Raw genomic sequence first — 26,571 nt, 5'->3', positions numbered from 1 at the left:
CTGATGCCGACTGTCCCTGCTCCCTGAGAGAGTGACCACCATGCACCGTCAGATCGCAGGCAAGCTCACCAACAAAGTCACCAAGTGGATCGTCCTGGCCGGGGCGATCGTGATCGTGGGCCTGACGGCACCCCTCAACGCGCAGCTCGTCGACGTCCAGAACAACGAGGCCTCCTCCTGGCTCCCCGAGTCGGCCGAGTCGACGAAAGTGCTGGAGGAGCTCACCGGCACCGTCGACCCCAACGACATCGACACCCTGGTCGTCTACTACCGCGAGGGCGGACTGACCGCCGAGGACCTCGCCGCGCTCGACGAGCACGCGGCCGAGATCGCCAAGGTCGACGGCGTCACCGACGAGGGCGTCCTGTCCCCCAACGGCGCCGAGCAGGCAGGCATCCCCGTCAAGCTCGTGTCCGACGACGGCGAGGTCGCCAACCTCGCGTTCACGTTCAACTTCGGCTCCGACGGCTGGCTCGACATCCCCGACGCCGCCACGGAGGTCCGCGACATCGCCCAGATCGACGGGGTCACCGTCCACCTCGCGGGCTACGGCGGTCAGGCTGCCGACGCCTCCGAGGCGTTCGAGGGCATCGACACCAACCTCATCCTCGCCACGCTGCTCGTGGTGATCGTGATCCTGCTCTTCACCTACCGGAGCCCGATCCTCTGGCTGCTGCCCATCATCTCCGCCGTCTTCGCCTACATGATCTCCGGCGGCGTGGTCTACCTCCTGGCCAAGTACGCCGACCTCACGGTCAACGGCCAGAGCCAGTCCATCCTGGGCATCCTGGTGATCGGTGCCGGCACCGACTACGCCCTCCTGCTGGTCGCGCGCTACCGCGAGGAGCTACGCCGCCACGAGGACCGTCACGAGGCCATGGGCTTCGCCCTCCACCGGGCCACGCCGGCGATCCTCGCCAGCGCCGCCACCGTGGTCATCGGGCTGCTCTGCCTGGTGTTCTCCGACCTCAACTCGACCGCCGGCCTGGGTCCGGTGCTCGCCGTCGGCGTCGCCGTCACCTTCCTGGTGATGGTGACCCTGCTGCCCGCGCTCCTGGTGATCTGCGGCCGGTGGGTCTTCTGGCCCAAGCGCCCGACGTTCGGGTCGCCCGAGCCCACCGGCACGGGGTTCTGGGCCAAGGTCGGCTCCAGCATCGCCCCGCGTCCCCGCCGGGTGTGGGTGGTCACCGCCGGGCTGCTGATCATCGCGTGCCTCGGCCTGTTCAAGCTCGACCCGTCGGGCCTGGCGCAGGACGAGCAGTACACCAAGGAGTTCGACTCGATCAAGGGTCAGAGCCTGCTGGCCGGCCACGGCCTGGCCGACACCTCCAACACCGTGCAGGTCGTCGCCAACACCGACGTGGTCGCCGCTGCGTCCGACGCCGTGTCCCAGGTCGACGGCCTGGGCGACCCGACCGAGCCGCTGGACATCGGCGACGGCCGGTCCTTCTTCACGGCGACGTTGGGCAGTGACATGTCCTCGACTGCGTCCTTCGACGCCGTCGAGGACGCCCGCGACGCGGCGCACGCGGTCGACGGGGCTGATGCACTGGTCGGTGGGGGTTCGGCGTTCTACCTCGACACCAAGATGGCCTCGGAGCGTGACAACAGGGTGATCATCCCGATCGTCCTGGTCGTGGTGCTCCTGATCCTGATGATCCTGCTGCGGGCCCTGATCGCCCCGCTGATCCTGATCGGCACCGTGATCCTCTCGTTCGGGGCGGCGCTGGGCATCTCGGCCCTGCTCTTCACCGAGGTGTTCACCCGGATCGGGCTCTTCGAGGTCAACGAGGGGTTCGCGCACACCGACCCCGGGTTCCCGCTGTTCGCCTTCGTGTTCCTGGTCGCGCTCGGGATCGACTACAACATCTTCCTGATGACCCGGGTGCGCGAGGAGACGGCTCAGCACGGCACCCGCAAGGGCTCGCTGATCGCGCTGTCGTCGACCGGTGGCGTGATCACGTCCGCGGGCCTCGTGCTGGCGGCGACGTTCCTCGTCCTCGGCTCGCTGCCGCTGGTCTTCCTGGCCCAGCTCGGCGTGGCGGTCGCACTCGGCGTCCTGCTCGACACGATGATCGTCCGCTCGGTCCTGGTGACCGCGATCAACCTCGACCTGGGCGGCAAGATCTGGTGGCCGAGCAAGCTCGACCGCGACGGCAACGAGGTCACCTCGCCCGGCGACGTGAGCGAGCAGGAGAAGGTGTCGGTCTGACTATCGACCGTCGGTCCCACCGGATGGGCCGGGGGCTTCCCCCGGCCCGTCCGGACCTATCCTGAGCCCGATGGACGACGCCCCCACACCGCAGCAGATCCGCCGCGCCCTGGCGCGGGCGGAGCGCGGTGCCGCGCTCGACGTCAGTGAGGCCACCGCGCTGCTGGCCGCGCGAGGCGACGACCTCGACCGGCTGGCCACGGTGGCGGCCCGGGTGCGGGACGCCGGACTGGTCGCGGCCGGCCGCCCCGGAGTCGTGACCTACTCCCCCAAGGTCTTCATCCCGGTCACCAAGCTGTGTCGCGACCGGTGCCACTACTGCACGTTCGTGGAGTCGCCCGGTCAGCTACGCCGCGCCGGGCACGAGCTGTTCCTCTCGCCCGACGAGATCCTCGACATCGCCCGCCGGGGCGCCGAGCTGGGCTGTCTCGAGGCGCTGTTCACCCTGGGCGACCGACCCGAGGACCGGTGGCCCGAGGCCCGCGAGTGGCTCGACTCCAAGGGCTACGACTCGACCCTCGCCTACGTGCGCGCGATGGCGGTCCGGGTGCTGGAGGAGACCGGTCTGCTGCCACACCTCAACCCCGGCGTGATGTCGTGGGAGGAGATGAACCGGCTCAAGCCGGTCTCCCCCTCGATGGGCATGATGCTCGAGACCACCTCCCGCCGCCTGTTCGAGACCAAGGGCGAGGCCCACTACGGCTCCCCCGACAAGGACCCGACGGTCCGGCTGCGGGTGCTCGAGGACGCCGGCCGGCTCTCGATCCCGTTCACCACCGGGCTCCTGGTCGGCATCGGCGAGACCCTGGCCGAACGGGCCGAGACGATCTTCGCGCTGCGCAAGGTGTCGACCCAGTTCGGCTCGGTGCAGGAGGTCATCGTCCAGAACTTCCGGGCCAAGCCCGACACCGCGATGCGGCACGCCGACGACCTGGCGCTCGACGACTACCGCGCGGTGATCGCGGTGACCCGGATCGTGCTAGGCCCCAAGGCCCGGGTCCAGGCACCCCCCAACCTCGTCGACCTCGCGGAGTGCCGGGCGCTGCTCGACGCGGGCGTCGACGACTGGGGCGGCGTCTCGCCGCTGACCCCCGACCACGTCAACCCCGAGCGGCCCTGGCCCTCGCTGGAGCGGCTGCGCGCGATCACCGCCGAGTGCGGCTTCGAGCTCAAGGCCAGGCTCACCGTCCACCCCGAGTACGTCCGCGCCGGCGAGCCGTGGCTCGACCCGCGCGTCTCGGGACACGTGGCCGCGCTCGCAAGCGACGACGGCCTGGCCGTGCCCGACGTACGACCGGTCGGGATGCCGTGGCAGGAGCCCGACGGCGGCTTCGTCTCCGTAGGCCGCACCGACCTGCACACTGCCGTCGACGCTGAGGGACCTGGTGGGGGCCGCACCGACGACCGGCGCTCCGACTTCGGCGACGTCTACGGCGACTGGGCCTCGGTCAAGGACGCCGCCGCGTTGACAGGTCTCGAGGCTCGCTCCGTTCGCGCCTCGACCACCGAAGCCGCCACGTCGGAGGGCCTGGCTGCACTGCGTGCCGCCGAGGCCGATCCGGGCAACCTCTCCGACGAGCACGCCTACACGTTGATGACCGCCGAGGGCGCGCTCCTCGACCAGGTCACCCGCCTCGCCGACGACCTGCGACGCGAGACTGTCGGCGACGCCGTCACCTACGTCGTCAACCGCAACATCAACTTCACCAACGTCTGCTACGTCGGCTGCCGCTTCTGCGCCTTCGCCCAGCGCCGTACCGACGCCGACGCCTACACGCTCTCGCTCGACGAGGTCGCCGACCGTGCCGCCGAGGCCTGGGACCTCGGTGCGACCGAGGTCTGCATGCAGGGTGGGATCGACCCCGAGCTGCCCGCCACCGCCTACTTCGACCTGGTCACCGCGGTCAAGCAGCGGGTGCCCGAGATGCACGTCCACGCGTTCTCCCCCATGGAGATCGTCAACGGCACTGCCCGCACCGGACTGTCGATCGAGGACTTCCTGATCAAGGCCCGCGAGGCCGGGCTCGGGTCGCTGCCCGGCACCGCCGCGGAGATCCTCGACGACGAGGTCCGCTGGGTGCTGACCAAGGGCAAGCTGCCCACGCGCACCTGGATCGAGGTCGTCAGCACCGCTCACCGCGTGGGCATCCCCACGACCTCGACGATGATGTACGGCCACGTCGACAACCCGCGGCACTGGGTCAACCACCTCCGGGTGCTCAGCCGGATCCAGGACGACTCCCTGGAATTCGGAGGGGCGGCTTTCACGGAGTTCGTGCCACTCCCGTTCGTGCACACGTCCTCGCCGATCTACCTCGCCGGCGTCGCCCGTCCCGGTCCGACGCACCGCGACAACCTCGCCGTGCACGCGATGGCGCGGATCCTGCTGCACGGCCGGATCGACAACATCCAGACCAGCTGGGTCAAGCTCGGCGTCGAGGGCACCCAGGCGATGCTCAACGCCGGCTGCAACGACGTCGGCGGCACGCTGATGGAGGAGACCATCTCCCGGATGGCGGGCTCCGAGCACGGCTCGGCCAAGACCGTCGCCGAGCTCCACAGCATCGGCGCCGGCATCGGGCGACCGGTCCGCGAGCGCACCACCACCTACACACTGCGCTGAAACCTCTGCGGTCGCTGCGGCGGCCCTGCCAGTCGCGGTGGGGTAGTACCGCGTCCGCAACAACAAAACCTCCGCCGCCGGAGCACCGTGACCGCACGGGTCCAGGTCAGGTCAGGAGGCGGCCACCACCCCGGTTAACATCGCCTAACCACGCCTGTGTCTAGCCACACGAAACCTCAAGGAAACGATCCGGTAACGAATGTGGACGTGACTGCGATCACCTGATTATGTTGTGCGAAACAACAAACAGGCGCTCCGCTTCTTGCTGAGGCAAGCGCCATCCACCGCGAGGAGGCGGTTCGCGTGAAGCGAAAGCACAGTTTGGTAGTCGTGGGGCTCATGGGCGTCGCCCTGGCTCTGTCGGCATGTGGCAGTGATGACGAGCCCAAAGCCAACGACGACGGCAACGGCGACACCCCCTCGGTCGAGGGCAAGATCGGTGTCATCCTTCCCGACACCGAGTCCTCGGTGCGCTGGGAGAGCGCTGACCGTCCGGAGCTCGAGGCTGCTTTCGAAGCCGCGGGCGTCGAGTACGCCATTCAGAACGCCGAAGGCGACGCCGAGACCATGGGCACCATCGCCGACGCCATGATCGCCGACGGCGTGACCGTCCTCGCGATCGTCAACCTGGACTCCGAGTCCGGTGCGGCGATCCAGGAAGAGGCCGCGGCCCAGGGCGTCAAGACGATCGACTACGACCGGCTCACGCTGGGCGGCTCGGCCGACTACTACGTCTCCTTCGACAACAGCAAGGTCGGAGCCCTCCAGGGCCAGGGCCTCGCGGACTGCCTCGGGGACAAGGAAGCCAACGTCATCTTCCTGAACGGTTCGCCGACGGACAACAACGCGACGCTGTTCGCCGCAGGCGCCCACGAGGTCCTCGACGCGATCCCGACCTACACCGCGGTCGCCGAGCAGGCTGTCCCGGACTGGGACAACGAGCAGGCCGTGACCATCTTCGAGCAGCTCTACACCCAGGCCGGCGGTGACGTCGACGGCGTCCTCGCGGCCAACGACGGTCTCGCCGGTTCCGTGATCTCCATCCTGGAGAAGAACGGTCGCGCGGGCGAGGTGCCCGTCACCGGTCAGGACGCCACGGTCGAGGGCCTGCAGAACGTCCTTGCTGGCACGCAGTGCATGACGGTCTACAAGTCCGCCAAGCTCGAGGCCGGAGCACTCGCCGAAGCGGCGATCGCCCTGGTCAACGGCGAAGAGGCCGAGACGACCGGAACCACCGAGGACGCCACCGGCGGCCGCGACGTTCCGTCGATCCTGCTCGACCCGGTCTCGATCACCAAGGACTCCGTCAAGGACGTCATCGACGACGGCGGTCAGTCCGCCGCCGACGTCTGTGCCGGCGAGTTCGCGCAGTTCTGCGCCGAAGCCGGCATCTCCTGACCTCCGCTCCGGGTCCGGGCCGGAGCAGAGTCTGGAGCCTGAGAACCTGGTCTCCCGGGGTGCCGGCGGCGCCCCGGGAGACCGGCCCACTGAACGTCGTACCACCACCACACCGGAGGAGACGCCATGACCGAGCCACTGCTCGAGCTGCGCGGGGTCAACAAGAGCTTCGGCGTCGCTCACGTCCTGCACGACGTCGACTTCGCTGTCTACCCAGGCACCGTCACCGCCCTCGTCGGCGACAACGGCGCCGGCAAGTCCACGCTGACCAAGATCATCGCCGGCATCTACACCCGCGACACCGGCGACTACCTGTTCGAGGGCCAGGAGGTCAACGTCCACGGGCCGCGTGACGTCTCCGCGCTCGGCGTCGACATCGTCTACCAAGACCTCGCGCTGTGCGAGAACCTCGACATCGTCCAGAACATGTTCCTCGGCCGCGAGGAGAAGCGCGGGCTCCTGCTCGACGAGGTCTCCATGGAGTCCCGCGCTCGCGAGACCCTCGCCTCCCTCTCCGTGCGCACCGTCAAGTCGGTGCGCCAGAGCGTCGCGAGCCTGTCCGGTGGCCAGCGCCAGACCGTGGCGATCGCCAAGGCGGTCCTGTGGAACTCCAAGGTCGTCATCCTCGACGAGCCGACCGCAGCCCTCGGCGTGGCGCAGACACGGCAGGTCCTCGACCTGGTCCGCCGCCTGGCCGACCGCGGCCTCGGCGTCGTGCTGATCTCGCACAACATGGGCGACGTCTTCGAGGTCGCCGACCGCATCACCGCCCTCTACCTCGGGCGCGTGGCTGCTGACGTCCCCGTCAAGGAGGTCACGCACAGCCAGGTGGTCGAGCTCATCACCGCCGGCCGGTCGGGTGCGCTCGGCATCTCCGAGAACCCCGCCACCGCGAGCGTCTGAAAGGCAACGGACATGACCGTCGAGACGAACGAGGTCCCTGAAGGGGGGCGCACCGTGACCGCGGACGGCGCCTTCTCCGGCGACGCCGTGCACACCACGTCGCTGCGCGGCGCTTTCGGGGACTACGTCACCCGGGTCCGCAGCGGAGACATGGGCTCCCTGCCCGCGGTCTCCGGGCTGATCGTGCTGATGATCATCTTCAGCGTCGCCAACGACACCTTCTTGGGCAAGATCAACATGGCCAACCTGGTCACGCAGGCCGGACCGATCTGCGTCCTGGCCATGGGTCTCGTGCTGGTGCTGCTGCTCGGTGAGATCGACCTGTCCGCCGGGGTCGCCGGCAGCACCGGCGCCATGACGGCCGGCCTCCTGATGGTCGACCACGGCCAGAGCTGGCCCGTGGCGACTCTGGCGGCGCTCGCTGTCGGGGCGGTGATCGGCCTGGCCATCGGCCTGCTCGTGGCGCGCCTCGGGATCCCGTCGTTCGTGGTCACGCTGGCCTTCTTCCTGGGCCTGCAGGGCGTGCTGCTGTACTTCATCGGCCAGGGCGGATCGGTGCGCTTCAACGACCCGATGCTGCGCGGGCTGGCGATCAAGAACATCGACCCGATGGTCGGCTGGATCGGTGCCGCGGCCATCGTCGCGGTCTTCGCACTGCTGTCGTTGCGCACCTACCGCGTCCAGGTCACACGGGGGCTCCAGCACCCGCCGGTAAGCCTGGTCGCGCTGCGGATCGGCATGATCGCCGCCATCCTGTTCGGCCTGGTCGGGTTCATGAACCAGAACCGCGGCCGGATCCCGTCCTTCCCGATCGAGGGCGTGCCGCGGATGCTCCTCGTCGTCGTCGCACTGCTGATCTTCTGGACCTTCGTCCTCACGCGCACCCGCTACGGCCGGCACCTGTACGCCGTGGGCGGCAACGCCGAAGCGGCGCGCCGCGCCGGTATCAACGTGTTCCGGATCCGCACCTCCGCCTTCATCGCCTGCTCGGCCATGGCGGCGATCAGCGGCATCCTGCTCGCGGCCAACACGGGTGGTATCTCCCCCGGCTCGGGTGGCGGCAACACGCTGCTCTACGCCGTCGGCGCCGCCGTGATCGGCGGGACCAGCCTCTTCGGCGGCAAGGGTCGCGCGGTCGACGCCGTGATCGGCGGACTGGTCATCGCGACGGTCAACAACGGCCTGGGCCTGCTCAACAACGCGAGCTGGATCAACTACGTCGTGACCGGCGGCGTCCTGCTGCTCGCGGCCAGCGTCGACGCCATCTCTCGCCGTCGCCGCTCCGCCGCAGGCGTCTAGGCCGGGCTCATGAGCCGTCAGCGCTCAGGGCTCGGGACGAACCAGGAGGGAGTCCGGCGCCACAACCTGGGCACCCTCCTGCGTCACGTGCACCGCGCTGGCGCGATGTCGCGCGCCGACCTGACCCTGCAGATGGGGCTCAACCGCAGCACCATCGCGGGGCTGGTCGCCGAGCTGGAGTCCCTGGGCGTGACCGAGCGGGCCCTGCCCGCCCACCCGCGCACCGGCGCCGGGCGGCCCTCAGCCGGGGTGGGCCTGTCGCAGAGCGGCCCGTTCGTCATCGCCGTCGACCTCGGCGTCGACCGGGTCGTGGTCGCACGGGTCGGCCTCGGGGGCAACATCCAGAACCGCGCGATCGCCACGATCGTCGACGGTCGCGAGGCCTGGCAGGTGGGCGGCACGGTCGCGGCGCTGATCCGCAAGGTGGTGGCCGACGCCCCGGAAAACGCTCCCCTGGTCGGCATCGGGATCAGCGTGCCCGGCCTGGTGCGGCGCAGCGACGGCCTGATCCGGCTCGCGCCCAACCTGGAATGGCACGACGTGTCGTTCGGCTCGATCGTGCTGGCCGCACTCGGCGTCGACGTACCGGTCCTGGTGGCCAACGATGCCGACCTCGGTGCGCTCTCGGAGCACTTCCGCGGCGCGGGAGTCGGCATCGACGACCTGATCTACGTCTCCGGCAACGTCGGCGTCGGAGCCGGCGTGATCACCGGCGGGTTCCGGCTCGAGGGAGCGGACGGCTATGCAGGCGAGATCGGCCACCTGAGCTTCAACCCGTCGGGCCACCCGTGCCACTGCGGCAACCGCGGTTGCTGGGAGACCGAGGTCGGAGCGCACGCCATCGCCAAGGCCATCGGCTACCCCGACGACCAGGTCGCCCAGCTCGGCGAGGTGCTCGAGGGCTTCCGCGACCCCACCGCCGAGCTGCGCGGCATCGGCACCCAGCTCGGGCACGGGCTGGCCAGCATCGTCAACGCGTTCAACCCCCGCGTCGTGGTGCTGGGCGGCTACTTCCGCGAGCTCTTCCGCCTAGTCCGCACCGACGTCAACGACGCGCTCGCCGAGCGCGCGCTGCCCGCTCCCCTGGAGTCGGTGACCCTCACCCTGCCCGGGCTCGGCGCCGACTCCGTCCTGCTCGGCGCCGCGGAGATCGCGCTCGAGCCGCTGTTCGTCGACCCCGTCGCCGGCCTCGGCACCGCGATCACCAGCGTCGGCACCAAGCTCGCCGGCTGAGCCCCCGCGCTCGCGCACTTGTAACTCACTGTTACTGCTTCTGTCATGCCCGTACGAGGGTGCGCTAGATGCAGTAACAGTGAGTTACATAGGCTCGGCCGCTCCGAGCCGGAGCTCCTCGATCCGCAGGGGCGAGCCGGGGCGCAGGGACTCCCAGACGCCGGTGGGCTCGAAGCCGTGGGCGAGGTAGAGGGCGCGGGCGCCGTCGTTGCCCTCGGTGACGTGGAGCAGTACGTCGGGGCGGCCCTGCTCGCGACACCAGGCGACGAGCGCGCGCAGCACCCGGGCACCGTGACCGCGGCCGCGCGTCTCAGGGGCGGTCCACATCCCCCACACCATCGCGCGCGAGTCACCCTCGGGCGCGAAGACGCCGCCCATCGCGACCGGGGCGCCGTCCTCGAGCACCACCAGCCTCGGGCCCGGCCCGGCCACGAGCTCGCGCCACTGCGCCGGGGTCTGCTCCCGGGCCTCGGCCAACGTCCGGCCGAAGGCGGCGGGGGCGTCGGCCAGCGCCCGCAGCCGGAGGTCCCGGAAGAGCTCCCAGTCGTCCGCCGTGACGATGCGTACGTCGACCTGCATGCGCCCAGCCTGCCCGACCGGGTCCGCGGCTACGCGACCGGCACGTCGCCCGAGAAGACACCCTCGAGGGCGAGCTCCGCGGCGCCGAGAGCCGCTGCCTCCATCCCGAGAGTGCTCAGCCGCAGCTCGGGACGCCCCTGCGCCGGCGACGGGAGCCGCTCGTCGAGCGAGCGTCGGGCGGGGCCGAGCACGTGCTCACCGAGGGCCACGAAGTAGCCACCGAGCACGACCAGCGACGGGTCCAGGACATTGGTCAGGATCGCCAGCCCCAGGCCGACGTCGCGCCCGAGGTTCTCGAGTGCGGCACGCACGGCCGGGTCGTGCTCCGCCCGGTCGGCGACCGCCTGCGCGGAGAGGTACGGCGTGTCCAGCTCCGGCATGCCGACCGCGGCGAGCATGGCGTGGAGCCCGATCGAGGCCTCCCAGCAGCCGCGCCGGCCGCAGCCGCAGGCCGCGGTGGAGTCACCGATGGGCATGTGGCCGACCTCGCCCGCGAACCCGGCGGCGCCGCGCAGCAGCCGACCGTCGGTGACGATGCCGGCGCCGATCCCGACGGTGCCGGTCAGGTAGAGCGCGTGCTCGGCGCCGACCGCTGCCCCGTGGTGTGACTCGGCGTAGGCCGCACAGTTGGCGTCGTTGCCCACCGAGACCGGGCAGCGACCCTCGAGCACGTCCTCGATGCCGACCGCCACCCGCTCGTCGGGCGCGGCCAGGTTGGGCGTCCACGCCACCGTGCGGTCGTCACCGCGCACCAGACCGGGCACGGCGACCATCGCGCCGACCAGCCGCCCGTCGCGCACGCGTCGTACGACGGACCGCGCGAGGTCGAGCAGCACCGGCAGCGGGTCGGTGCCGGTGACGGGGCGGGTCCCGCTGACCCGGACCCGGCCGCCCAGGTCGAGCACGACAGCCGACACGTAGTCGACGTTGAGCTCGAGCCCGAGCCCGAGCAGGCCCTCACCGGTGAGCGTGACCGGCCGCCCGGGCCGGCCTCGCCCTCCGGGCCCGCCGGGCACGGAGGCCGACTCGTCGACAGCCGCCACCTCGGCGAGCCCGCCGACGATGACCCCGACCGTCGCCTTGGCGAGACCGGTGCGCTTCGCGAGCTCGGCACGGGTCGCAGGGCCCTGCTGGCGCAGGCTGCGCAGCACCAACGAGGTGTTGAGGCGGCGCAGCCCCTCGGTGCTCGAGGGCTGGTCGGTGGCCACGCTCAGCCGCGGACGCCGTACAGGTGCTCCAGGGCGAGCTGGTCGAGCCGTTCGACGCCGGCACCGCGGGCAGCGAGCGCGTCGACGTCGGGCAGCGACCACTCTTTGAGCTGCGACCAGGTCTCGCCCGGCTCCAGGGTCGGGACCGACAGCTCGGCGACCTTGGCGGCCACGAGTGCCTCCTGCACCTCGGGGTCGGCGCGGAACGCCTTCGACTTCTCCCGCAGGATCAGGTAGTTGGTCATGCACGCCTCGGCGGAGACCCACACGCCCTCGTCGCTCTCGGTGCGGGCGGGCTTGAAGTCGAAGTGGACCGGGCCGTCATAGCCACCGGCGAGGAGCGTGTCGACGACCCAGAAGGCGCCCCGCACGTTGCCGGCGCCGAAGCGGAGGTCCTGGTCGAACTTCGGCCCGTGCTGGCCGTTGAGGTCGATGTGGAAGAGCTTGCCCTGCCACATCGCCTGGGCGTAGCCGTGGGCGGCGTTGAGGCCGGCCATCTCCTCGTGCCCGATCTCAGGGTTGACCCCCACGCTCTCGGGACGCTCGAGGGTCTCGATGAACGCGAGCGCGTGACCGACCGTCGGCAGCAGGATGTCGCCGCGCGGCTCGTTGGGCTTGGGCTCGATCGCGAAGCGCAGGTCGTAGCCCTGGTCGGCGACGTACTGGCCGAGCAGGTCGAAGGCCTCCTTGTAGCGGTCGAGCGCCGCGGCGACGTCCTTGGCCGCGCCCGACTCGGCCCCCTCGCGTCCGCCCCAGCAGACGTAGACCTTGGCGCCCAGCTCGGCGGCCAGGTCGATGTTTCGCATCACCTTGCGGATCGCGAAGCGGCGTACGTCGCGGTCGTTGGCCGTGAACGCGCCCTCCTTGAACACCGGGTGGGTGAACAGGTTGGTGGTGGCCGTGGTGACGACCAACCCGGTGTCGGCGAGGCCCTTGCGGAAGCGCTCGATGATCCCGTCGCGGGTGGTGTCGTCGGCGCCGAAGGGGATCAGGTCGTCGTCGTGGAAGTTGACGCCGTAGGCGCCCATGCCCGCCAGCCGCTCGAGGGCGTAGACCGGGTCCATCGGCGCGCGGGTCGCGTCGCCGAACGGGTCGCGCGCCTGCCAACCGACGGTCCACATGCCGAAGGAGAACTTGTCCTCCGGGCGGGGGGCGGGGATCTGGAGCGTCATGACGGTGCCTCTCTCTGGGATGTGTCTCAGGACCACGTGTCGGTGCGGTCGCGGAGTCGTGCGTAGGTGTCACGGACATGGGGGGTGGGCTCGGCCTCGAGCTCGACCACGTCGGCCATCGGCCAGGCCGGCGGACGATCGGTGCCGGCCAGGGCCCAGGACGCCTGGCGGGCGGCGCCGAGGGCGACGTACTCACCCAACGGAGGCAAGGTGACCGTCCGGCCGAGGATGGCGGGGGCGAACGCGCGCAGTGCTGGGCTGTGGATCGCGCCGCCGACGAGCAGCAGCCGGCGCGGCTGGTCACCGGTGGCGGTGACGAGGCGGTCGACGGCGTCGGCCAGCGAGCACAGCAGAGCCTCGAACGCCGCGCGCGCAAGGTCCTCGCGGGTGGTGGTGTCGGTGAGGCCGGTCCAGGTGCCGACCGCGGTCGGTCGGTTGGGGGTGCGCTCGCCGCCGTAGTAGGGCAGCAGGGTGGCGCCGTGGGCGCCGGGGACCGACGCGAGCGCGAGGTCGGAGAGCATGTCCAGGTCGACTCCGAGCCACTGGGCCTGGTGGGCGAGGATCCGGGCGGCGTTCAGGGTGGTTGCCATCGGCAGGTAGCCGCCCTGGGCATCCGCGAAGCCGGTGACCGTTCCGGTGCCGTCGGCGACCGGGACGGCGCTGACCGCGGAGGCGACACCCGAGGTGCCGATCGAGATCAGGACGTCACCGGGACCGAGCCCCATGCCGAGGGCAGCGGCCATGTTGTCGCCGGTGCCGGGCGCGACCACCTGGCCGGCGGCGGTCTCGGCTGCGGCTGAGCCATCGGCCGCGACCCGCGGAAGTGCGGGCTCGTGGCCGAGAGCGGCGGCCGCCAGGTCGGGGCGCCAGGTGGCCGTGGTCGCGTCGAAGTAGCCGGTGCCCGAGGCGTCGCCGCGGTCGGTGAACGCGGCCGTGCCGGGAGCCGACGCGTGCCGCGAGACGTAGTCGTGCGGCAGCAGGACCTCGCGCACCCGGGCGGCGTTGTCGGGTTCGTGGTCGCGCACCCAGCGCAGCTTGCTAGCGGTGAAGGAGGCGACGAGCACGCTGCCGACCGCGGCGGCGCACGCGTCGGGCCCGCCCATCTCGTCGACCAGGGTGCGCGCGGCCTCGGCCGAACGGGTGTCGTTCCACAGCAGCGCGTCGCGCACCGGCTCGCCGTCGTCGCCGAGCGCGACAAGACCGTGCTGCTGGCCGCCCACCGCGATGGCCTCGGCCCGCTCGAGCAGACCCGCGGTCGCCTCGTCGTACGCCGCCAGCCAGGCGCGCGGGTCGACCTCCGTGCCGGGTGGGTGCGGCGCCGTTCGCGCATCGACGACGGTGCCGTCGGCGGCGTCGACGAGCAGCGCTTTCGTCGACTGCGTCGAGGAGTCGATTCCCAGGACCAGCGTCACGTTCCTATTAAGTACGAGTCTCGAACTTAAGTCAAGACCCGGCCGCCGGTGCCGACTGACACTCGCGGGTTGCGGGTACTGACATCGTGGTCGTCAAGCAGACCGGCCGGGGCACGACGCCTCGGCACCCCCTTAGGTCAGGAGTACGACATGGGCTTCATCTTCTGGATCCTCGCGGTGATCCTCGTCATCGCCGGCATCTTCCAGCTGTTCAAGGGCGAGACGCTCTGGGGCATCGTGCTGATCATCGTCGGGCTCGCCGTCGGGCCCGGTGGCTACAGCATCTTCGACTGACTCACTAGCAGGACCGGCGACGGGGGCGCTCAGCCCTCGTCGTCGGGCACGACGACGACCTCGACCTCGAAGCCCTCGGCGTTCTCGACGTAGAGGGCCACGTGCTCGTCACCGCCCGCGTGCGGGTAGCGGTCGGCGAACATCTCGTGCCAGCCGTGCGCGGACGACTCCGCGCGTAGCCGGTCGAGCCGAGCGCGGCTCGCGACGTGCAGCGCCAGGTGGTTGATGCCCGGCCGCATCCGGTCGTAGGGCTCGTCCACCTGGTCGGGCGAGCGCTCGAGGAACAGGTAGGTGCCGTCAGGATGCACCCACGAGACCCCCTCGATGTCGATCTCCCAGGCCAGCTCGCCGAGCAGCCAGCCCCACTCGTCAGCCGCGAGGACCGGGTCGCTCACCCAGAGGTCGAGGTGGTGGATCGCGCGTGCCATGACCCCACCCTAGGGTGTGGCGACTTGGGCCCAGAACGAGAACACGTTCTATTTTCTCGCTAGGCTGCGCCCATGCGCTTCTCCATCGTCACGGCGTTCCAGCCCTGCGACCAGCTCATCCCGTTGGCCCGCGCGGCCGACGAGCTGGGCTACCACGCCATCTCCGTGCCCGACCACGTCGTCGACCTCGAGGAGCTGGAGACGCCGTACCCCTACACGCCGGACGGGAAGCGTCGCTGGGACATCGACGCTGAGTGGCCCGACCCGTGGGTGCTCGTGGGCGCGCTCGCCGCGGTCACGACGCGGGTGCGCTTCTTCACCAGCATCTACGTCGCGACGATGCGCAACCCGTTCCAGGTCGCCAAGACCGTCGGGACCGCCGCCGTCCTGTCCGGCGACCGCGTCGCCCTGGGCGTCGGCATCGGCTGGTGCCGCGAGGAGTTCGACCTGCTGGGTGCGGACTTCCGGACCCGCGGCAAGCGCACCGACGAAGGCCTGGCGCTGATGAAGGCCCTGTGGGAGCCGGGCTGGACCGAGTTCGCCGGCGACTTCTACACGGCCCCCCGGATGAAGATGAACCCCTCCCCCGCCGCCCCGATCCCGATCTACGTCGGCGGCCTGTCCGAGATCGCGTTCGCCCGCGCCGCACGGCACGACGGGTGGGTCGGCGACATCTACACGATCGAGGAGGCCGTCGGCCATGCCCGGCGGCTGCACGAGGTCCGCGCCGAGATCGGTGCCGAGGGCGACTTCTCGGTGATCACCGCCCTGTCCGACGCGTTCCTGCCCGAGCACTTCGAGACCGCGGAGGCCGGTGGGATCACCGAGGTCTGGACGATGCCGTGGGCCTACTACCACGGGCTCGACGCCACGCTGGAGCAGAAGCTCGACGGGATGCAGCGCTTCGCTGACGACGTGATCGCGCCGCTCCCAATGGAATGACTTCGTCATTCCATTGGGAGTACTCGCTGCGCTCGTACTCCCGTGCTGGCGGGGATAACTAGGCGCCTTCGGGCCGGGATTCGTGGTGGCGCCGGCCGTGGGTGCGCCGGTCCTCCTTCATCTCCGACTCGTAGAGGTGGCGTCGCCCCTCGACCAGCTCGTCGCGGGCCGCGCGCTCCAGGTCGCGGAACGCCGACCAGTAGTGGTCGTCGTAGTCCTCGACGATCTGGAACGACCACCGGCCCTCGATCACGTTGCGGCCCACGAGCTCGGTCTCCACCCGGTCGGCCAGGTCGGCGTGGCCGGCCTCCCGGAGCTCGTCGACGGCATCGCCCAGGGTCAGGTCGGCGGTCCCGCAGAGGCGGTGGAACGCGTAGAGGTGCCCGCGCGCGTGCTCGACCGCCTCCAGGGCCTCCGAGAGCTTGCCCAAGGCGGAGACGGTGGCGTCGGAGACGCCGTCCGGGCGGAGGTGCGCCGGGTCGGGGCCGCTCAGGACAGCACCTCGGAGGCCTGTACGGCGCCGTGTCGCGACTCGATCGCCTCGGCGAGGCTCGTCACGTCCTCGTCCGAGAGGTCGACGCCGACCTCGGTGGCGCCCTTGCGCAGCTCCTCCTCGACGGTCCCCTCGGTCGCGCCGTCCTGCCACGACGTCACGCGGTCGACCACTGCCTGCACTGCTTCCAGCTTGTCGTTGTCCATGCTGCGCCGGTACCCGCGCCGCGGCGGTCCAGTCACTCCCTCAGCAGGTGGAGTCAGTGGTGGCGCAGGGCGTCGATCAGCTCGGACTTCGCCATCGACGAGCGGCCCTCGATCTCCAGCTCGGCGGCGCGCTTGCGCAGGTCGGCGACGGTCCAGTCGTCGTACGAGCCGGACTCACCGCCGCGCCGGCCCACCGCGGAGCGGGACTCGTTGGCGGCGGCGTTGGCGATCCGCGCCGACTTCTCCTTGCTGTTGCCCTCGTCGCGCAGCTTCTCGTAGAGCTCGTCGTCCTTGACGCTGGGCCCGGGGCCCTTCTTGGAGGTGCTCTTCTTGGTGGCCATGATCGGCTCCTTCCGCTCGAGACGGCTCCGACGTTGCCACGGCGGGCGCGCCCGGACACCACCGTTGGGGGTGAACCCGCCTCCTCCGAGCCGTGCCAGAGTCATCAGGTCAAGCCCCCGGAGGATCACAGGAGAGCTGCATGAGCGCCACGACCGACGGCCGCGACGAGACCCACGAGGAGCGCCTCGACCGCAAGTGGAACGACATGCTGCAGGAGCTCCGGGTGATGCAGACCGGTGTCCAGCTGCTCGCCGGCATCCTGCTGACCCTTCCGTTCCAGCAGACCTTCGGGGACCTCGACGACTTCCAGCGGTCGCTCTACCTCGGGCTGGTCATCGTCGCCGCGGTCACCACGGCACTAGTGCTCACCCCCGTTGCGATCCACCGGCGACTGGCCGGGCACCACATCAAGGACCGCCTGATCACCTCCGCGCACCTCCTCATGCAGGCGGTGCTGTTCACCCTCGCGCTGCTGATCGTCGGCATGGTGGTGTTCGTCTTCAACGTGGTCCTCGGCGACCTGGCCTCCGCGGTCGCAGGTACGTCGGTCGCGGTGCTGGTGTGCGCGCTGCTCGCCGTCGTACCCCACCTGGTGGTCGCCTCGGACAGCTGAGCTCGCGGTCAGGAAGCAGCTGGAGGGGCGAAGCCGTGCTGGATGCACCAGGCGACCGCCTGGCTGCGGGTGGTGACGCCGATGCGTCGGTAGGCCGAGCGCACGTAGGTCTTGACCGAGTTGATGCTCAGGTAGAGCCGCTCCGCGATCTCGACGTTGGTCAGGCCCTGGGTGATCAGGCCGAGCACCTCGGTCTCGCGGGTGGTCAGTCCGGCGTCCATCCCGAGACGCTCGAAGGGCTGGTCGATCCCGGGCTCGTCGAGGGTCACGTCACCGGCGAGCTCGCCCGCAGCAGCGGCCCGCACCAGCGCGAGGATCTGCTCCCCCGGGGCGGCCATCGAGATGCACCCGTCGGCTCCCCGCGCCACCGCCTGGGCGGCGAGGTCCGGCCGGAGGTCGCGCGCGATCGCCAGGACCGCGGCGTCGGTCTCCTTCACCAGGTGGTCGAGGTCGGTGGCCTCGCCCTCGTGGAGCGCGATGACGTCGTAGAGGACGACGTCGGGAGCGTCCCTGGTCCCGTTGGGGGTGTACGACACGATCTCCACCTGGTCGGCGTGGGCCCCGAGCACGCCGGCCAGACCTGCGGAGATGACCTCCTGCTCGGCGGCTATGGCGAGCCGGATACGGGGGCCGGACATGGCCAGATCTCGTCCGTGACCGCCGGTCTAGGGCAAGTCGAGATGCCTCACCCAAAGGGTGAAGAGTGCCGCTCCGCGCCCTTGGGCTCAGGGAGCGGGCTGGATCGAGGTCTCGTGCCGCACCTTGTCGGCGGCGGCCGAGGCGACCTCCGTGACCTTCTCCTTGGCGACGTCGGCTGCCGCCGCTGCCTGGGTCGCCACGGTCTCCTGCGCCTTGTGGGTGGCCGCCTGGACGCGGGGGTTCTCCGCGACCTTCTGGGCCCCCGACTTGATCTGCTCGTAGCGGCCTCGTCCGGCCTTGCTACCGAGTACGTAGCCGACTGCGCCGGCGATGAGGAGTGGGATCTTCTTCATGTTCTGCTCCTTCGTGAGGCGGGCGTCGTACCGACCCGGTTCCCCACTGTCGGTCCGGGCAAACGGCCGCGACCGGGGATCACCAGAGGCGGTAGTGGCGCATGAGCGCGGTCGTCGCGTTCTGGACCTCGACGTCGCATCCGATCACCTGGTCCAGGGGGTCCTCGCCGCCGACGTAGGTCAACAACCCACCCGAGCCCGGCGGCGGAGTCCCGGGGACGCCGTAGCACATGATCAGGTCCCGGACGCCGTCGTCGGTGGCGAAGACATGGTCGTAGCCCTCCTCGCCGTAGACCTGGTCCGGTCCGTCGCCCGGGTAGATCGTGTCCTCGCCCTCGTCGCCGGTGATGTCGACGTCGCCGCCCGGGCCTCCGTAGAGGAGGTCGTCGCCGAGGTCGCCGTCGAGCTCGTCGTTGCCCACGTCGCCGTGGACCTCGTCGTCACCGGGTCCGCCCTGCGGGTGGTCGTTGCCCTCGCCACCCACGACCAGGTCGTTGCCGTCGCCGCCGGCCAGCGAGTCGTCTCCGCCATCGCCGTACAGCCGGTCGGGTCCGCCGCCGCCGAGGAGGAAGGCATCCGGGTCGACCTTGGGGTCGGCGGGCTGTGATCCGACATCGTCCCCGGGCCCGCCGTGGATCACGTCGGCGTCGTCGAGTCCCTGGAGGAAGTCGCGACCCAGCCCGCCGTCGACCGTGTCGACGCCCGGGCCCAGGTTGACCTTGTCGTTGCCGTCTCCCCCGGTGACCGTGTCGTCGTCTGGACCGGTGCTGATGTGGTCGTTGCCGGCCCCGCCGGCGGCCAGGTCGTTGCCCGGCCCCAGGTTGAAGGTGTCGTCGCCACCGCCGCCGTCCGCGACGTCGTTGCCGGGCCCGGAGCTGATGGAGTCGTTGCCCGGGCCACCGATGCTCACGTCGTTGCCGAGAGCGCCACCGAGCTTGTCTGCGCCCAAGCCTCCGTCGAGGCGGTCGTTGCCATCCGCGCCCGAGATGGAGTCGTTGCCACCCCGCCCCCAGACGCGGTCGTCACCGGGCCGTGCGTTGATCGTGTCGGCGTTGTTGGTGCCGTAGAGCTTGTCGTTGCCTGCCGTCCCGTTGATGGTCGCGGCTCCGGCCAGCGTCGGCACGAGGGCCATGGCACAGCCGGCCACGAGAAGGGCGGTACGACGAGGGTTCCCGAGAGGACTCACCCAGTCACGGTAACCGGATCGACGCGGACTACTCCCACTCGATGGTGCCGGGCGGCTTCGAGGTGACGTCGACGGTCACCCGGTTGATCTCGCTGACCTCGTTGGTGATCCGCGTCGAGATGCGCTCCATGACGTCATAGGGCAGGCGCGCCCAGTCGGCGGTCATGGCGTCCTCGGAGGTGACGGGGCGCAGCACGACGGGGTGGCCGTAGGTGCGGCCGTCACCCTGGACGCCGACGGAGCGGACGTCGGCGAGCAGCACGACCGGCATCTGCCAGATGTCGCGGTCGAGGCCGGCCCGGGTCAGCTCCTCGCGGGCGATCGCGTCGGCCTCGCGCAGGATGTCGAGCCGCTCGCGGGTGACCTCGCCGATGATCCGGATGCCCAGACCGGGTCCGGGGAACGGCTGGCGGTGCACGATCTCGGCGGGCAGGCCGAGCTGCTCGCCCATGAGACGGACCTCGTCCTTGAAGAGGGTGCGCAGCGGCTCGACGAGCTCGAACTCGAGGTCGTCGGGCAGGCCCCCGACGTTGTGGTGGGACTTGATGTTGGAGGCGCCGGCCCCGCCGCCGGACTCGACGACATCGGGGTAGAGCGTGCCCTGCACCAGGAAGGCGACCTTGTCGCCGTCGTCGCCGGACACGGCGTCGGCCAGGATCTCGGCCTCGGCGGTCTCGAAGACCCGGATGAACTCGCGCCCGATGATCTTGCGCTTCTCCTCGGGGTCGCTGACCCCGACCAGTGCGTCGAGGAACTGCTTCTCGGCGTTGACGACCTTGAGGTCGACGCCGGTCGCGGCGACGAAGTCGCGCTCCACCTGCTCGGTCTCGCCCTTGCGCATCAGCCCGTGGTCGACGTAGACGCAGGTGAGACGGTCGCCGATCGCGCGCTGGACGATCGCCGCGGCGACGGCGGAGTCGACGCCGCCGGAGAGGCCGCAGATGGCCTGGCCGCGGTCGCCGATCTGGGTGCGGATCTTGTCGATCTGCTCCTCCACGATGTTGACCATCGTCCAGGTCGGCCGGCAGCCGGCGATGTCGATCAGGAAGTGCTCGAGCACGGCCTGGCCGTGCTCGCTGTGCATGACCTCGGGGTGCCACTGCACGCCGGCCAGCTGGCGCTCGACGTGCTCGAACGCGGCCACGGTCGCGCGCGGCGAGCTCGCGTTGACGGTGAAGCCCTCCGGCGCCTTGACCACCTCGTCGCCGTGCGACATCCACGACGTGAGCGTGGTGGGTACGGCGGCCAGCAGCGTGCCCGGCTCGAGCACCTCGACCTGCGTGCGGCCGTACTCGCGCTGGCCGGTGTGGGCGACCTCGCCACCCAGCGCCTGCGCCATGGCCATGAAGCCGTAGCAGATGCCGAAGACCGGCACCCGCCCGTCGACCAGCGCCGGGTCGAGCTGCGGCGCGTCGGGCGTGTAGACCGACGCCGGGCCACCGGACAGGACGATCGCCTTGGGGTTGCGCGCCAGCATCTCGGAGACCGGCATGTGGTGCGGCACGATCTCGGAGTAGACCCGCGCCTCGCGCACCCGGCGCGCGATCAGCTGCGCGTACTGCGCCCCGAAGTCCACCACCAGGACCAGGTCGTGCTCTCCAGGCTGCGTCATGCGGTCAGCCTATCGATCTCCAGAGATGGGTCAGGGCCCGGCCGGGGAGGGAGGGTGGCCGGGCCCTGATCGTCCACGCAACTGATGGACAGCGCCTGGACACGGAACCGGCTGTTGGGAGGGAGCATGGGTTGCCGGTTCCATAGGCCTCAACGACCTGCCAGGGCGCCCGTTACGGGCTTCCCCACACCAATCCGGGCAAGGTCTAGACCGCGGGCAGGCGCCTCAGGAGACCGACACGATGGGCAGCCGCAGGGCACCCGGCGCACTTTCGGGTACGACGGGTGCGTGCGGCGCCACGGGGGTCACCCGCACGTAGTCGCTGCCGAGCTGGGGCCGCGGGTCCGGCTCGCCCTTGTTGGGCCACATCGACATCGCGCGCTCGGCCTGCGCGGTGATCGTGAGCGACGGGTTGACGCCCAGGTTGGCCGAGATGGCCGAGCCGTCGGCGATGTGGAGACCGGGGTAGTTGAAGACCCGCTGGTAGGGGTCGACCACGCCGTTGTCGGCATCGGTGCCGATCGCGCAGCCCCCGATGAAGTGCGCCGTCAGCGGCATGTTGAACGGTTCGCCGATGTTGCCGCCGGCGATGCCACCGAAAACGCTCGCGATCCGGCGTACGGCCTCGTTGGCCACCGGGATCCAGGTCGGGTTGGGGGCACCGTGGCCCTGGCGGGAGGTCATGTGCCAGCGCCGGGTGAGACGGCCCCGCTTGCCGAAGGTGGTGATCGAGTTGTCGAGGCTCTGCATCACCAGCGCGATCACCGTGCGCTCGGACCAGTGCTTGAAGTCGTAGAGCTCGCGCACGTTGCTGCGCTGCGTCCACAGCTCCTTGAGCCACACCTGCCACCGGGCGCGGTCGCCGTCGCCCTCGGTGAGGACGGTCTGCATCAGGGCCATGGTGTTGAAGCCCTTGCCGTAGCGCACCGGCTCGATGTGGGTGTGCTCGTCGGGGTGGAAGCTCGACGTGATCGCCACGCCGTAGGAGTAGTCGGTCGTGTCGCTCTTGGGCGCGATCGCGCCGAGGATCGACTCGGAGTTGGTGCGCGACAGGTGGCCCAGCCGGTCGGAGAGCCGCGGCAGCCACCCCTCGTCCTTCATCCGGTGCAGGAGCTTCTGCGTGCCCAGCGAGGCGGCGGCCATGACGACGTGCTCGGCGGTCAGCTTGCGGGTCGTGCTCGCGGTGGCGCGCCGGGCCTTGGTGTACTTGATCGTCACCTCGTAGCCGCCGTTGTCCAGCGGGCGCAGGCGGGTCACCGTGCTCAGCGGCATCACCTTGGCGCCGCGCTTCTCCGCGAGGTAGAGGTAGTTCTTGACCAGGGTGTTCTTGGCGTTGTGGCGGCAGCCCGACATGCACTCGCCGCAGTTGAGGCAGGCGTTGCGCGCCGGGCCCTCGCCGCCGAAGAACGGGTCGGCCGAGCTGTCGCCGGGCTGCTGGCCGGGACCGCCGAAGAAGACGCCCACCGGGGTGGGGTGGAAGGTCTCGGCCACTCCCATGTCGGCGGCGACCTTCTGCATGACCACGTCGGACGGGGTGTGGACGGGGTTCTGGACGACGCCCAGCATCCGCTTGGCCTGGTCGTAGTAGGGCGCGAGCTCGCTCTTCCAGTCGGTGATGCCCGACCACTGCGGGTCGTTGTAGAACTGCTCGAGGGGTTCGTAGAGCGTGTTGGCGTAGACCAGGGACCCGCCGCCGACACCGGCGCCGGCCACGATCAGGGTGTCGCGGACCGCGTCGATGCGCTGGATGCCGTAGCAGCCGAGCGCGGGGGCCCACAGGTAGCGCTTGACGTCGAGCGTGCCCGACGAGAAGTCGGTGTCCTCGAAGCGCGGGCCGGCCTCGATGACGCCGACCTTGTAGCCCTTCTCGGTCAGTCGCAGCGCGGTCACCGAGCCGCCGAAGCCCGAGCCGATGACCAGTACGTCGTAGTCGTAACCCTCGTGCTTGCCCATCAGGCTCGTCCCAGCTTCTTCATCAGGCGCAGGTTGGCGCTCATCATCTTGGCGTAGGCCTCGTCCGACATCCCGAACATCGGGGCGAAGCGGATCAGTCGCTGCGTGGCGACCGACTGTGACTCGGTGTAGCGGTGGATGCCTTCGCTGCCCTGGCGGCGGCCCATGCCCGACTCGCGCATGCCGCCCATCGGGGAGTCGATGCTGGCGAACGTGGCGCCGAAGGCCTCGTTGATGTTGACGGTGCCGCACTTGACCTCACGGGCGAGTGCCCGCGCGCGGGCGCCGTCCTGGCTGTAGATCGAGGCGTTGAGGCCGTACTGCCCCTCGTTGGCCCGCGCCACCGCGTCGGACTCGTCGTGGAAGCGGTAGAGCGAGATGACCGGGCCGAAGGTCTCGTGGCCGAAGCAGGTCATGTCGGGCGTGACGCCCTCGAGGATGGTGGGTTCGAAGAAGTAGGGGCCGAGGTCGGGGCGGGCCTTGCCTCCGGCGAGCACGCGGGCCCCCTTGGCCACGGCGTCGTCGACGTGGGCGACCACCGTGTCGAGCTGCTCCTGCGAGATCAGCGAGCCCATGTCGTTGCCCCACTCGAGAGTGGCGCCCAGGGTCATCGCCTCGGTGCGGGCGACGAAGCGCTCGACGAACCGGTCGTAGACCTGGTCGGCGACGAACAGCCGCTCCATCGAGACGCACAGCTGCCCGGCGTTGGAGAACGAGGCGCGTACGGCGCCCTCCGCCGCCTTCTCGAGGTCGGCGTCACGCAGCACGAGCAGCGGGTTCTTGCCGCCGAGCTCGAGCGACGCCCCGATCAGCCGCTCCGCGCAGCCCTTGGCCACGAGCTTGCCCGTGGCGGTCGAGCCGGTGAAGCAGATGTAGTCGGCGCGACCGATGATCGACGGCCCGAGCTGGGACCCCGGACCGGCCACGACCTGCCACAGGTCCTTCGGGAAACCGGCCTCGTCGAGCAGCCGCGCGGCGAGCAGCGCCGACAGCATGGTCTGCGCGTCGGGCTTGGCGACCACGGCGTTGCCGGCCAGCAGCGCGGGGAGCCCGTCGCAGAGGGCCATCGTGAACGGGTAGTTCCACGGGGAGATGATCCCGACGACACCCTTGGGCACGCGGTTGACCTCGACCCGGGTCAGCCCCGGTACGACGCCCAGCTTGCGCTGGGTGTCGAGGTGCTGGTGGGCGGTGCGGCCGTAGTAGCGGGCCGTGAGCGCGATGTGCAGCGGCTCGTCGAAGGCGTGCTTGCGGGCCTTGCCGGACTCCCACACGATCAGGTCGATGATCTCGTCCTGGCGGTCGAGCACGAGGTCGTGGAGGCGCAGCAGCATCGCCGCGCGCTCGTCCAGCGAGGTGCGCGCCCAGACCGCCTGCGCGCGACGGGCCCGGGCGAACGCCTCGGCCACGTCGGCGTCACTGGACTGCGGGATGTGGGCCAACGGGGCGCCATTGAGCGGGGAGCTCACCTGCACCGAGGTGCCCGACGTCGCGAGCAGCCGGGCGGTGAGCGACTCGACGTACTCGGGCTCGAGGGCGTAGGCCGCGGTCGGGTCGTGCTCGGGGTCCGCGGGGCCCTGGGCGAGCGGGTTGGCCCCGCCGGAAGAGGTGGGGTTCTGGGCGCTCATGTACCGAGGGTATGTGAGGAGCGTCTCCCGTGCCTACTGGTTGGTAGGAAGTGGACGCCGGCGAGGTGTCATCGGCTCGCCCCTGGGTAGGTTGCGCCCATGCTGTGACCGAGGGCTCGTACGTCACCTACCTCGGCGGCGGGGTCGTCTCCCTGGTGCTGTTCGCGCTGCACGCGTTCCCCTCCGAGCGCACGATCGGCCGGACCGAGACCAGCATCGAGCGCGACGGCGGTACGTCGTACCTGCGCCACCAGCTCGGCCTGCCCGCCACCACCACCGGAGCCATCCAGGAGCTCTGACCCGGGAAAGTACGGAACGCTATCGACCCGAAACTCCCATCTTCAGGTCGATTTCGTTCCGTACTTTCCGGGCGGGCCTCAGGACTCGAGGTAGATCGACTTGAGCTCGGTGTACTGGCCGAGGCCCTCGGGACCGAACTCACGGCCGACGCCGGAGGCCTTGAAGCCGCCGAAGGGGGCGGCGAAGTCCATCGTGTAGGTGTTGACGCCGTAGGTGCCGGCGCGCACCCTGCGGGCGACGTCGAGGCCGGCGTCCTGGTCGCCGGTCCAGACGGTGCCGGCGAGACCGTAGTCGGAGTCGTTGGCGATCCGGACGGCGTCGTCGACGTCGTCGTACGGGATGACCGAGAGCACCGGACCGAAGATCTCCTCCTGCGCGATCCGCATGCCGTTGTCGACGTCGGCGAAGACGGTGGGCCGGACGTACCAGCCGGTGTCGAGGCCGTCGGGCATGCCGTTGCCGCCGACGACCAGACGGGCGCCCTCCTCCTGGCCGAGCGCGATGTACTTCTCGACCCGCTCCTGCTGGCGCTGGGCGACCATCGGCCCGATCTCGGTGGCGGGGTCGGCCGGGTCGCCGACCACCATCTTGCCCACGGCCTCGGCGAGGGCGTCGACGACGTTGGTGTAGTTGGCGCGGCTCGCGAGGATGCGGGTCTGCGCGACGCAGGCCTGGCCGGAGTTCATCAGCGCGGTGAACTTCAGGCCCTCGATGGTCTTGGCCAGGTCGGCGTCGTCGAGCACGATCGCAGCCGACTTGCCGCCGAGCTCGAGGCTGACCCGCTTGAGCTGCTCACCGCAGATCGCGGCGATCTTGCGGCCCGCCGCGGTGGAGCCGGTGAAGGCCACCTTGTCGATGCCGGGGTGGCTGACCAGGTGCTCGCCGACCTCGCGGCCGGCCGTGACGATGTTGACGACACCGGCGGGTACGCCGGCCTCCTGGAGCAGCTCGGCCATCAGGTAGGTGTCGAGCGGGGTCTCCGGTGCGGGCTTGACCACGACGGTGCAGCCGGCCAGGAGCGCCGGGATGACCTTGGACATGATCGTGAACTGCGGGACGTTCCACGGCGGGATCGCGGCGACCACGCCGACCGGCTCGTGGCGCACCATGACCGGGGTGCCGAGGTTGCCGACGCGGGTCGACTCCCAGGGGTACTCCCGGGCGATGGTCAGGAACGCCTCGATCTGCATCCACGGCGCGGGCGACTGCGCGAGGTTGGCGAACGATGTCGGGGAGCCCATCTCGATCGTGATCAGCTCGGCCATCTCGGTGAGCTTGCCGGCGTACAGCCCGGAGAACGCCTCGATCGCGGCGATCCGCTCGGCCGGGGTCATCCGCGGCCACGGGCCCTCGTCGAACGCCCGGCGGGCAGCGGCCACGGCCGCGTCGATGTCACCGGTGCTGCCCTCCGGGACGGTGGCGACCACCTGCTCGGAGTGCGGTGAGACGACCTGCAGCTTGCCGGTCCCGGTGGGCGCGGCCCAGCCGCCGTCGATGAAGAAGGTGTCGCGGTCGAGAGTCATGGGGTTCCTTCGGTCGTGCC

At 70.5% G+C, this 26,571-nt stretch carries 25 protein-coding genes; 10 read left to right on the top strand and 15 right to left on the bottom strand.

Annotated elements, in window-relative coordinates:
• Positions 1-40: 40 nt before the first annotated feature.
• The 6 genes from BLR90_RS13900 (at position 41) to BLR90_RS13875 (ending at position 9,668) form a co-directional block, all read left to right on the top strand.
• On the top strand, positions 41-2,212 hold the full coding sequence (locus BLR90_RS13900) for an MMPL family transporter (RefSeq protein ID WP_091025886.1): 2,172 nt from the start codon (positions 41-43) through the stop codon (positions 2,210-2,212).
• A 70-nt stretch (positions 2,213-2,282) separates the two neighbouring features.
• Positions 2,283-4,835, top strand: a complete 2,553-nt coding sequence (locus BLR90_RS13895; protein ID WP_091025811.1) for a bifunctional FO biosynthesis protein CofGH — start codon at positions 2,283-2,285, stop codon at positions 4,833-4,835.
• Between the two features lie 303 nt (positions 4,836-5,138).
• Positions 5,139-6,233: a sugar ABC transporter substrate-binding protein gene (locus BLR90_RS13890; RefSeq protein WP_091025810.1), complete on the top strand. Its 1,095-nt coding sequence runs from the start codon at positions 5,139-5,141 to the stop codon at positions 6,231-6,233.
• A gap of 126 nt (positions 6,234-6,359) precedes the next feature.
• Positions 6,360-7,136, top strand: coding sequence for an ATP-binding cassette domain-containing protein (locus BLR90_RS13885; protein WP_091025809.1), 777 nt, complete (start codon positions 6,360-6,362; stop codon positions 7,134-7,136).
• Positions 7,137-7,148: 12 nt separating this feature from the next.
• Positions 7,149-8,435 carry a sugar ABC transporter permease gene (locus tag BLR90_RS13880; RefSeq protein ID WP_091025808.1) on the top strand — a complete coding sequence of 429 codons (1,287 nt, stop codon included), beginning with the start codon at positions 7,149-7,151 and terminating at the stop codon, positions 8,433-8,435.
• Between the two features lie 9 nt (positions 8,436-8,444).
• Positions 8,445-9,668 carry an ROK family protein gene (locus tag BLR90_RS13875; RefSeq protein WP_091025807.1) on the top strand — a complete coding sequence of 408 codons (1,224 nt, stop codon included), beginning with the start codon at positions 8,445-8,447 and terminating at the stop codon, positions 9,666-9,668.
• Between the two features lie 84 nt (positions 9,669-9,752).
• On the opposite strand, the gene BLR90_RS13870 is transcribed toward BLR90_RS13875, so the two are convergent.
• From BLR90_RS13870 to BLR90_RS13855, 4 genes are read right to left on the bottom strand one after another with little or no spacing between them, the layout of a single operon-like run.
• Entirely contained in the window at positions 9,753-10,247 is a 495-nt protein-coding gene (locus BLR90_RS13870; protein ID WP_091025806.1) for a GNAT family N-acetyltransferase, read from the bottom strand.
• A 29-nt stretch (positions 10,248-10,276) separates the two neighbouring features.
• Entirely contained in the window at positions 10,277-11,455 is a 1,179-nt protein-coding gene (locus BLR90_RS13865; protein WP_170254387.1) for an ROK family protein, read from the bottom strand.
• A 2-nt stretch (positions 11,456-11,457) separates the two neighbouring features.
• Complete coding sequence (xylA, locus tag BLR90_RS13860; RefSeq protein ID WP_091025804.1) at positions 11,458-12,627, bottom strand: xylose isomerase; 1,170 nt, start codon at positions 12,625-12,627, stop codon at positions 11,458-11,460.
• Between the two features lie 26 nt (positions 12,628-12,653).
• Positions 12,654-14,039 carry an FGGY family carbohydrate kinase gene (locus tag BLR90_RS13855; RefSeq protein WP_091025803.1) on the bottom strand — a complete coding sequence of 462 codons (1,386 nt, stop codon included), beginning with the start codon at positions 14,037-14,039 and terminating at the stop codon, positions 12,654-12,656.
• 150 nt (positions 14,040-14,189) lie between these two features.
• Here BLR90_RS13855 and BLR90_RS21060 point away from each other — a divergent pair, with 150 nt between their 5' ends.
• Entirely contained in the window at positions 14,190-14,333 is a 144-nt protein-coding gene (locus tag BLR90_RS21060) for a GPGG-motif small membrane protein (RefSeq protein ID WP_170254386.1), read from the top strand.
• A gap of 29 nt (positions 14,334-14,362) precedes the next feature.
• Here BLR90_RS21060 and BLR90_RS13850 read toward each other — a convergent pair whose 3' ends face one another.
• Positions 14,363-14,761: a VOC family protein gene (locus tag BLR90_RS13850; RefSeq protein WP_091025802.1), complete on the bottom strand. Its 399-nt coding sequence runs from the start codon at positions 14,759-14,761 to the stop codon at positions 14,363-14,365.
• 72 nt (positions 14,762-14,833) lie between these two features.
• Here BLR90_RS13850 and BLR90_RS13845 point away from each other — a divergent pair, with 72 nt between their 5' ends.
• A complete protein-coding gene (locus tag BLR90_RS13845) occupies positions 14,834-15,703 on the top strand; it encodes a TIGR03619 family F420-dependent LLM class oxidoreductase (protein WP_091025801.1) in 870 nt (289 codons plus the stop codon).
• Positions 15,704-15,761: 58 nt separating this feature from the next.
• Here the strand turns inward: BLR90_RS13845 and BLR90_RS13840 are convergent, their stop codons facing one another.
• The 3 genes from BLR90_RS13840 to BLR90_RS13830 are packed head-to-tail and all read right to left on the bottom strand — an operon-like array spanning position 15,762 to position 16,743.
• Positions 15,762-16,133: a hypothetical protein gene (locus BLR90_RS13840; RefSeq protein WP_245715321.1), complete on the bottom strand. Its 372-nt coding sequence runs from the start codon at positions 16,131-16,133 to the stop codon at positions 15,762-15,764.
• A 59-nt stretch (positions 16,134-16,192) separates the two neighbouring features.
• Complete coding sequence (locus BLR90_RS13835; protein ID WP_091025800.1) at positions 16,193-16,402, bottom strand: hypothetical protein; 210 nt, start codon at positions 16,400-16,402, stop codon at positions 16,193-16,195.
• A 53-nt stretch (positions 16,403-16,455) separates the two neighbouring features.
• Entirely contained in the window at positions 16,456-16,743 is a 288-nt protein-coding gene (locus BLR90_RS13830) for a DUF7218 family protein (protein ID WP_091025799.1), read from the bottom strand.
• A gap of 140 nt (positions 16,744-16,883) precedes the next feature.
• Here BLR90_RS13830 and BLR90_RS13825 point away from each other — a divergent pair, with 140 nt between their 5' ends.
• A complete protein-coding gene (locus BLR90_RS13825) occupies positions 16,884-17,357 on the top strand; it encodes a DUF6328 family protein (RefSeq protein ID WP_091025798.1) in 474 nt (157 codons plus the stop codon).
• Positions 17,358-17,365: 8 nt separating this feature from the next.
• Here the strand turns inward: BLR90_RS13825 and BLR90_RS13820 are convergent, their stop codons facing one another.
• The 6 genes from BLR90_RS13820 to BLR90_RS13795 form a co-directional block, all read right to left on the bottom strand.
• Positions 17,366-17,995 carry a helix-turn-helix transcriptional regulator gene (locus BLR90_RS13820; protein WP_091025797.1) on the bottom strand — a complete coding sequence of 210 codons (630 nt, stop codon included), beginning with the start codon at positions 17,993-17,995 and terminating at the stop codon, positions 17,366-17,368.
• 87 nt (positions 17,996-18,082) lie between these two features.
• Positions 18,083-18,349, bottom strand: coding sequence for a hypothetical protein (locus BLR90_RS13815; RefSeq protein WP_091025796.1), 267 nt, complete (start codon positions 18,347-18,349; stop codon positions 18,083-18,085).
• Between the two features lie 79 nt (positions 18,350-18,428).
• A complete protein-coding gene (locus BLR90_RS13810; RefSeq protein WP_143016218.1) occupies positions 18,429-19,535 on the bottom strand; it encodes a calcium-binding protein in 1,107 nt (368 codons plus the stop codon).
• A gap of 28 nt (positions 19,536-19,563) precedes the next feature.
• Positions 19,564-21,147, bottom strand: a complete 1,584-nt coding sequence (guaA, locus tag BLR90_RS13805; protein ID WP_091025794.1) for a glutamine-hydrolyzing GMP synthase — start codon at positions 21,145-21,147, stop codon at positions 19,564-19,566.
• Between the two features lie 225 nt (positions 21,148-21,372).
• Positions 21,373-23,100: a GMC oxidoreductase gene (locus tag BLR90_RS13800; RefSeq protein ID WP_091025793.1), complete on the bottom strand. Its 1,728-nt coding sequence runs from the start codon at positions 23,098-23,100 to the stop codon at positions 21,373-21,375.
• Complete coding sequence (locus BLR90_RS13795) at positions 23,100-24,728, bottom strand: succinic semialdehyde dehydrogenase (protein ID WP_091025792.1); 1,629 nt, start codon at positions 24,726-24,728, stop codon at positions 23,100-23,102. Before BLR90_RS13795 ends, BLR90_RS13800 begins: the two co-directional genes overlap by 1 nt.
• Before the next feature lie 104 nt (positions 24,729-24,832).
• On the opposite strand from BLR90_RS13795, the gene BLR90_RS13790 reads away from it, so the two are divergent.
• The gene (locus BLR90_RS13790) at positions 24,833-25,027 is read left to right on the top strand and encodes a hypothetical protein (RefSeq protein ID WP_091025791.1); all 195 of its coding nucleotides are present in this window, start codon (positions 24,833-24,835) and stop codon (positions 25,025-25,027) included.
• A gap of 78 nt (positions 25,028-25,105) precedes the next feature.
• On the opposite strand, the gene BLR90_RS13785 is transcribed toward BLR90_RS13790, so the two are convergent.
• Positions 25,106-26,551, bottom strand: coding sequence for an aldehyde dehydrogenase (locus BLR90_RS13785; RefSeq protein ID WP_091025790.1), 1,446 nt, complete (start codon positions 26,549-26,551; stop codon positions 25,106-25,108).
• Positions 26,552-26,571: the final 20 nt, after the last annotated feature.

The sequence above is a fragment of the Nocardioides szechwanensis genome (genome assembly GCF_900103935.1).
GTDB lineage: Bacteria > Actinomycetota > Actinomycetes > Propionibacteriales > Nocardioidaceae > Nocardioides > Nocardioides szechwanensis.
The sequence above is the reverse complement of the archived record's forward strand: the minus strand, read 5'-3'. Positions and strand labels throughout refer to the sequence as shown.

Bases quoted from the DNA above. Each gene is read 5' to 3' on its own strand.
- BLR90_RS13880 (WP_091025808.1), top strand. From the start codon at position 7,149: ATGACCGTCGAGACGAACGAGGTCCCTGAAGGGGGGCGCACCGTGACC.
- BLR90_RS13830 (WP_091025799.1), bottom strand. From the start codon at position 16,743: ATGGCCACCAAGAAGAGCACCTCCAAGAAGGGCCCCGGGCCCAGCGTC.
- BLR90_RS13820 (WP_091025797.1), bottom strand. From the start codon at position 17,995: ATGTCCGGCCCCCGTATCCGGCTCGCCATAGCCGCCGAGCAGGAGGTC.
- BLR90_RS13845 (WP_091025801.1), top strand. From the start codon at position 14,834: ATGCGCTTCTCCATCGTCACGGCGTTCCAGCCCTGCGACCAGCTCATC.
- BLR90_RS13900 (WP_091025886.1), top strand. From the start codon at position 41: ATGCACCGTCAGATCGCAGGCAAGCTCACCAACAAAGTCACCAAGTGG.
- BLR90_RS13885 (WP_091025809.1), top strand. From the start codon at position 6,360: ATGACCGAGCCACTGCTCGAGCTGCGCGGGGTCAACAAGAGCTTCGGC.
- BLR90_RS13835 (WP_091025800.1), bottom strand. From the start codon at position 16,402: ATGGACAACGACAAGCTGGAAGCAGTGCAGGCAGTGGTCGACCGCGTG.
- BLR90_RS13800 (WP_091025793.1), bottom strand. From the start codon at position 23,100: ATGGGCAAGCACGAGGGTTACGACTACGACGTACTGGTCATCGGCTCG.
- BLR90_RS13870 (WP_091025806.1), bottom strand. From the start codon at position 10,247: ATGCAGGTCGACGTACGCATCGTCACGGCGGACGACTGGGAGCTCTTC.
- BLR90_RS13875 (WP_091025807.1), top strand. From the start codon at position 8,445: ATGAGCCGTCAGCGCTCAGGGCTCGGGACGAACCAGGAGGGAGTCCGG.
- xylA (WP_091025804.1), bottom strand. From the start codon at position 12,627: ATGACGCTCCAGATCCCCGCCCCCCGCCCGGAGGACAAGTTCTCCTTC.
- BLR90_RS13785 (WP_091025790.1), bottom strand. From the start codon at position 26,551: ATGACTCTCGACCGCGACACCTTCTTCATCGACGGCGGCTGGGCCGCG.
- BLR90_RS13795 (WP_091025792.1), bottom strand. From the start codon at position 24,728: ATGAGCGCCCAGAACCCCACCTCTTCCGGCGGGGCCAACCCGCTCGCC.
- BLR90_RS13825 (WP_091025798.1), top strand. From the start codon at position 16,884: ATGAGCGCCACGACCGACGGCCGCGACGAGACCCACGAGGAGCGCCTC.
- BLR90_RS13815 (WP_091025796.1), bottom strand. From the start codon at position 18,349: ATGAAGAAGATCCCACTCCTCATCGCCGGCGCAGTCGGCTACGTACTC.
- BLR90_RS13895 (WP_091025811.1), top strand. From the start codon at position 2,283: ATGGACGACGCCCCCACACCGCAGCAGATCCGCCGCGCCCTGGCGCGG.
- BLR90_RS21060 (WP_170254386.1), top strand. From the start codon at position 14,190: ATGGGCTTCATCTTCTGGATCCTCGCGGTGATCCTCGTCATCGCCGGC.
- guaA (WP_091025794.1), bottom strand. From the start codon at position 21,147: ATGACGCAGCCTGGAGAGCACGACCTGGTCCTGGTGGTGGACTTCGGG.
- BLR90_RS13850 (WP_091025802.1), bottom strand. From the start codon at position 14,761: ATGGCACGCGCGATCCACCACCTCGACCTCTGGGTGAGCGACCCGGTC.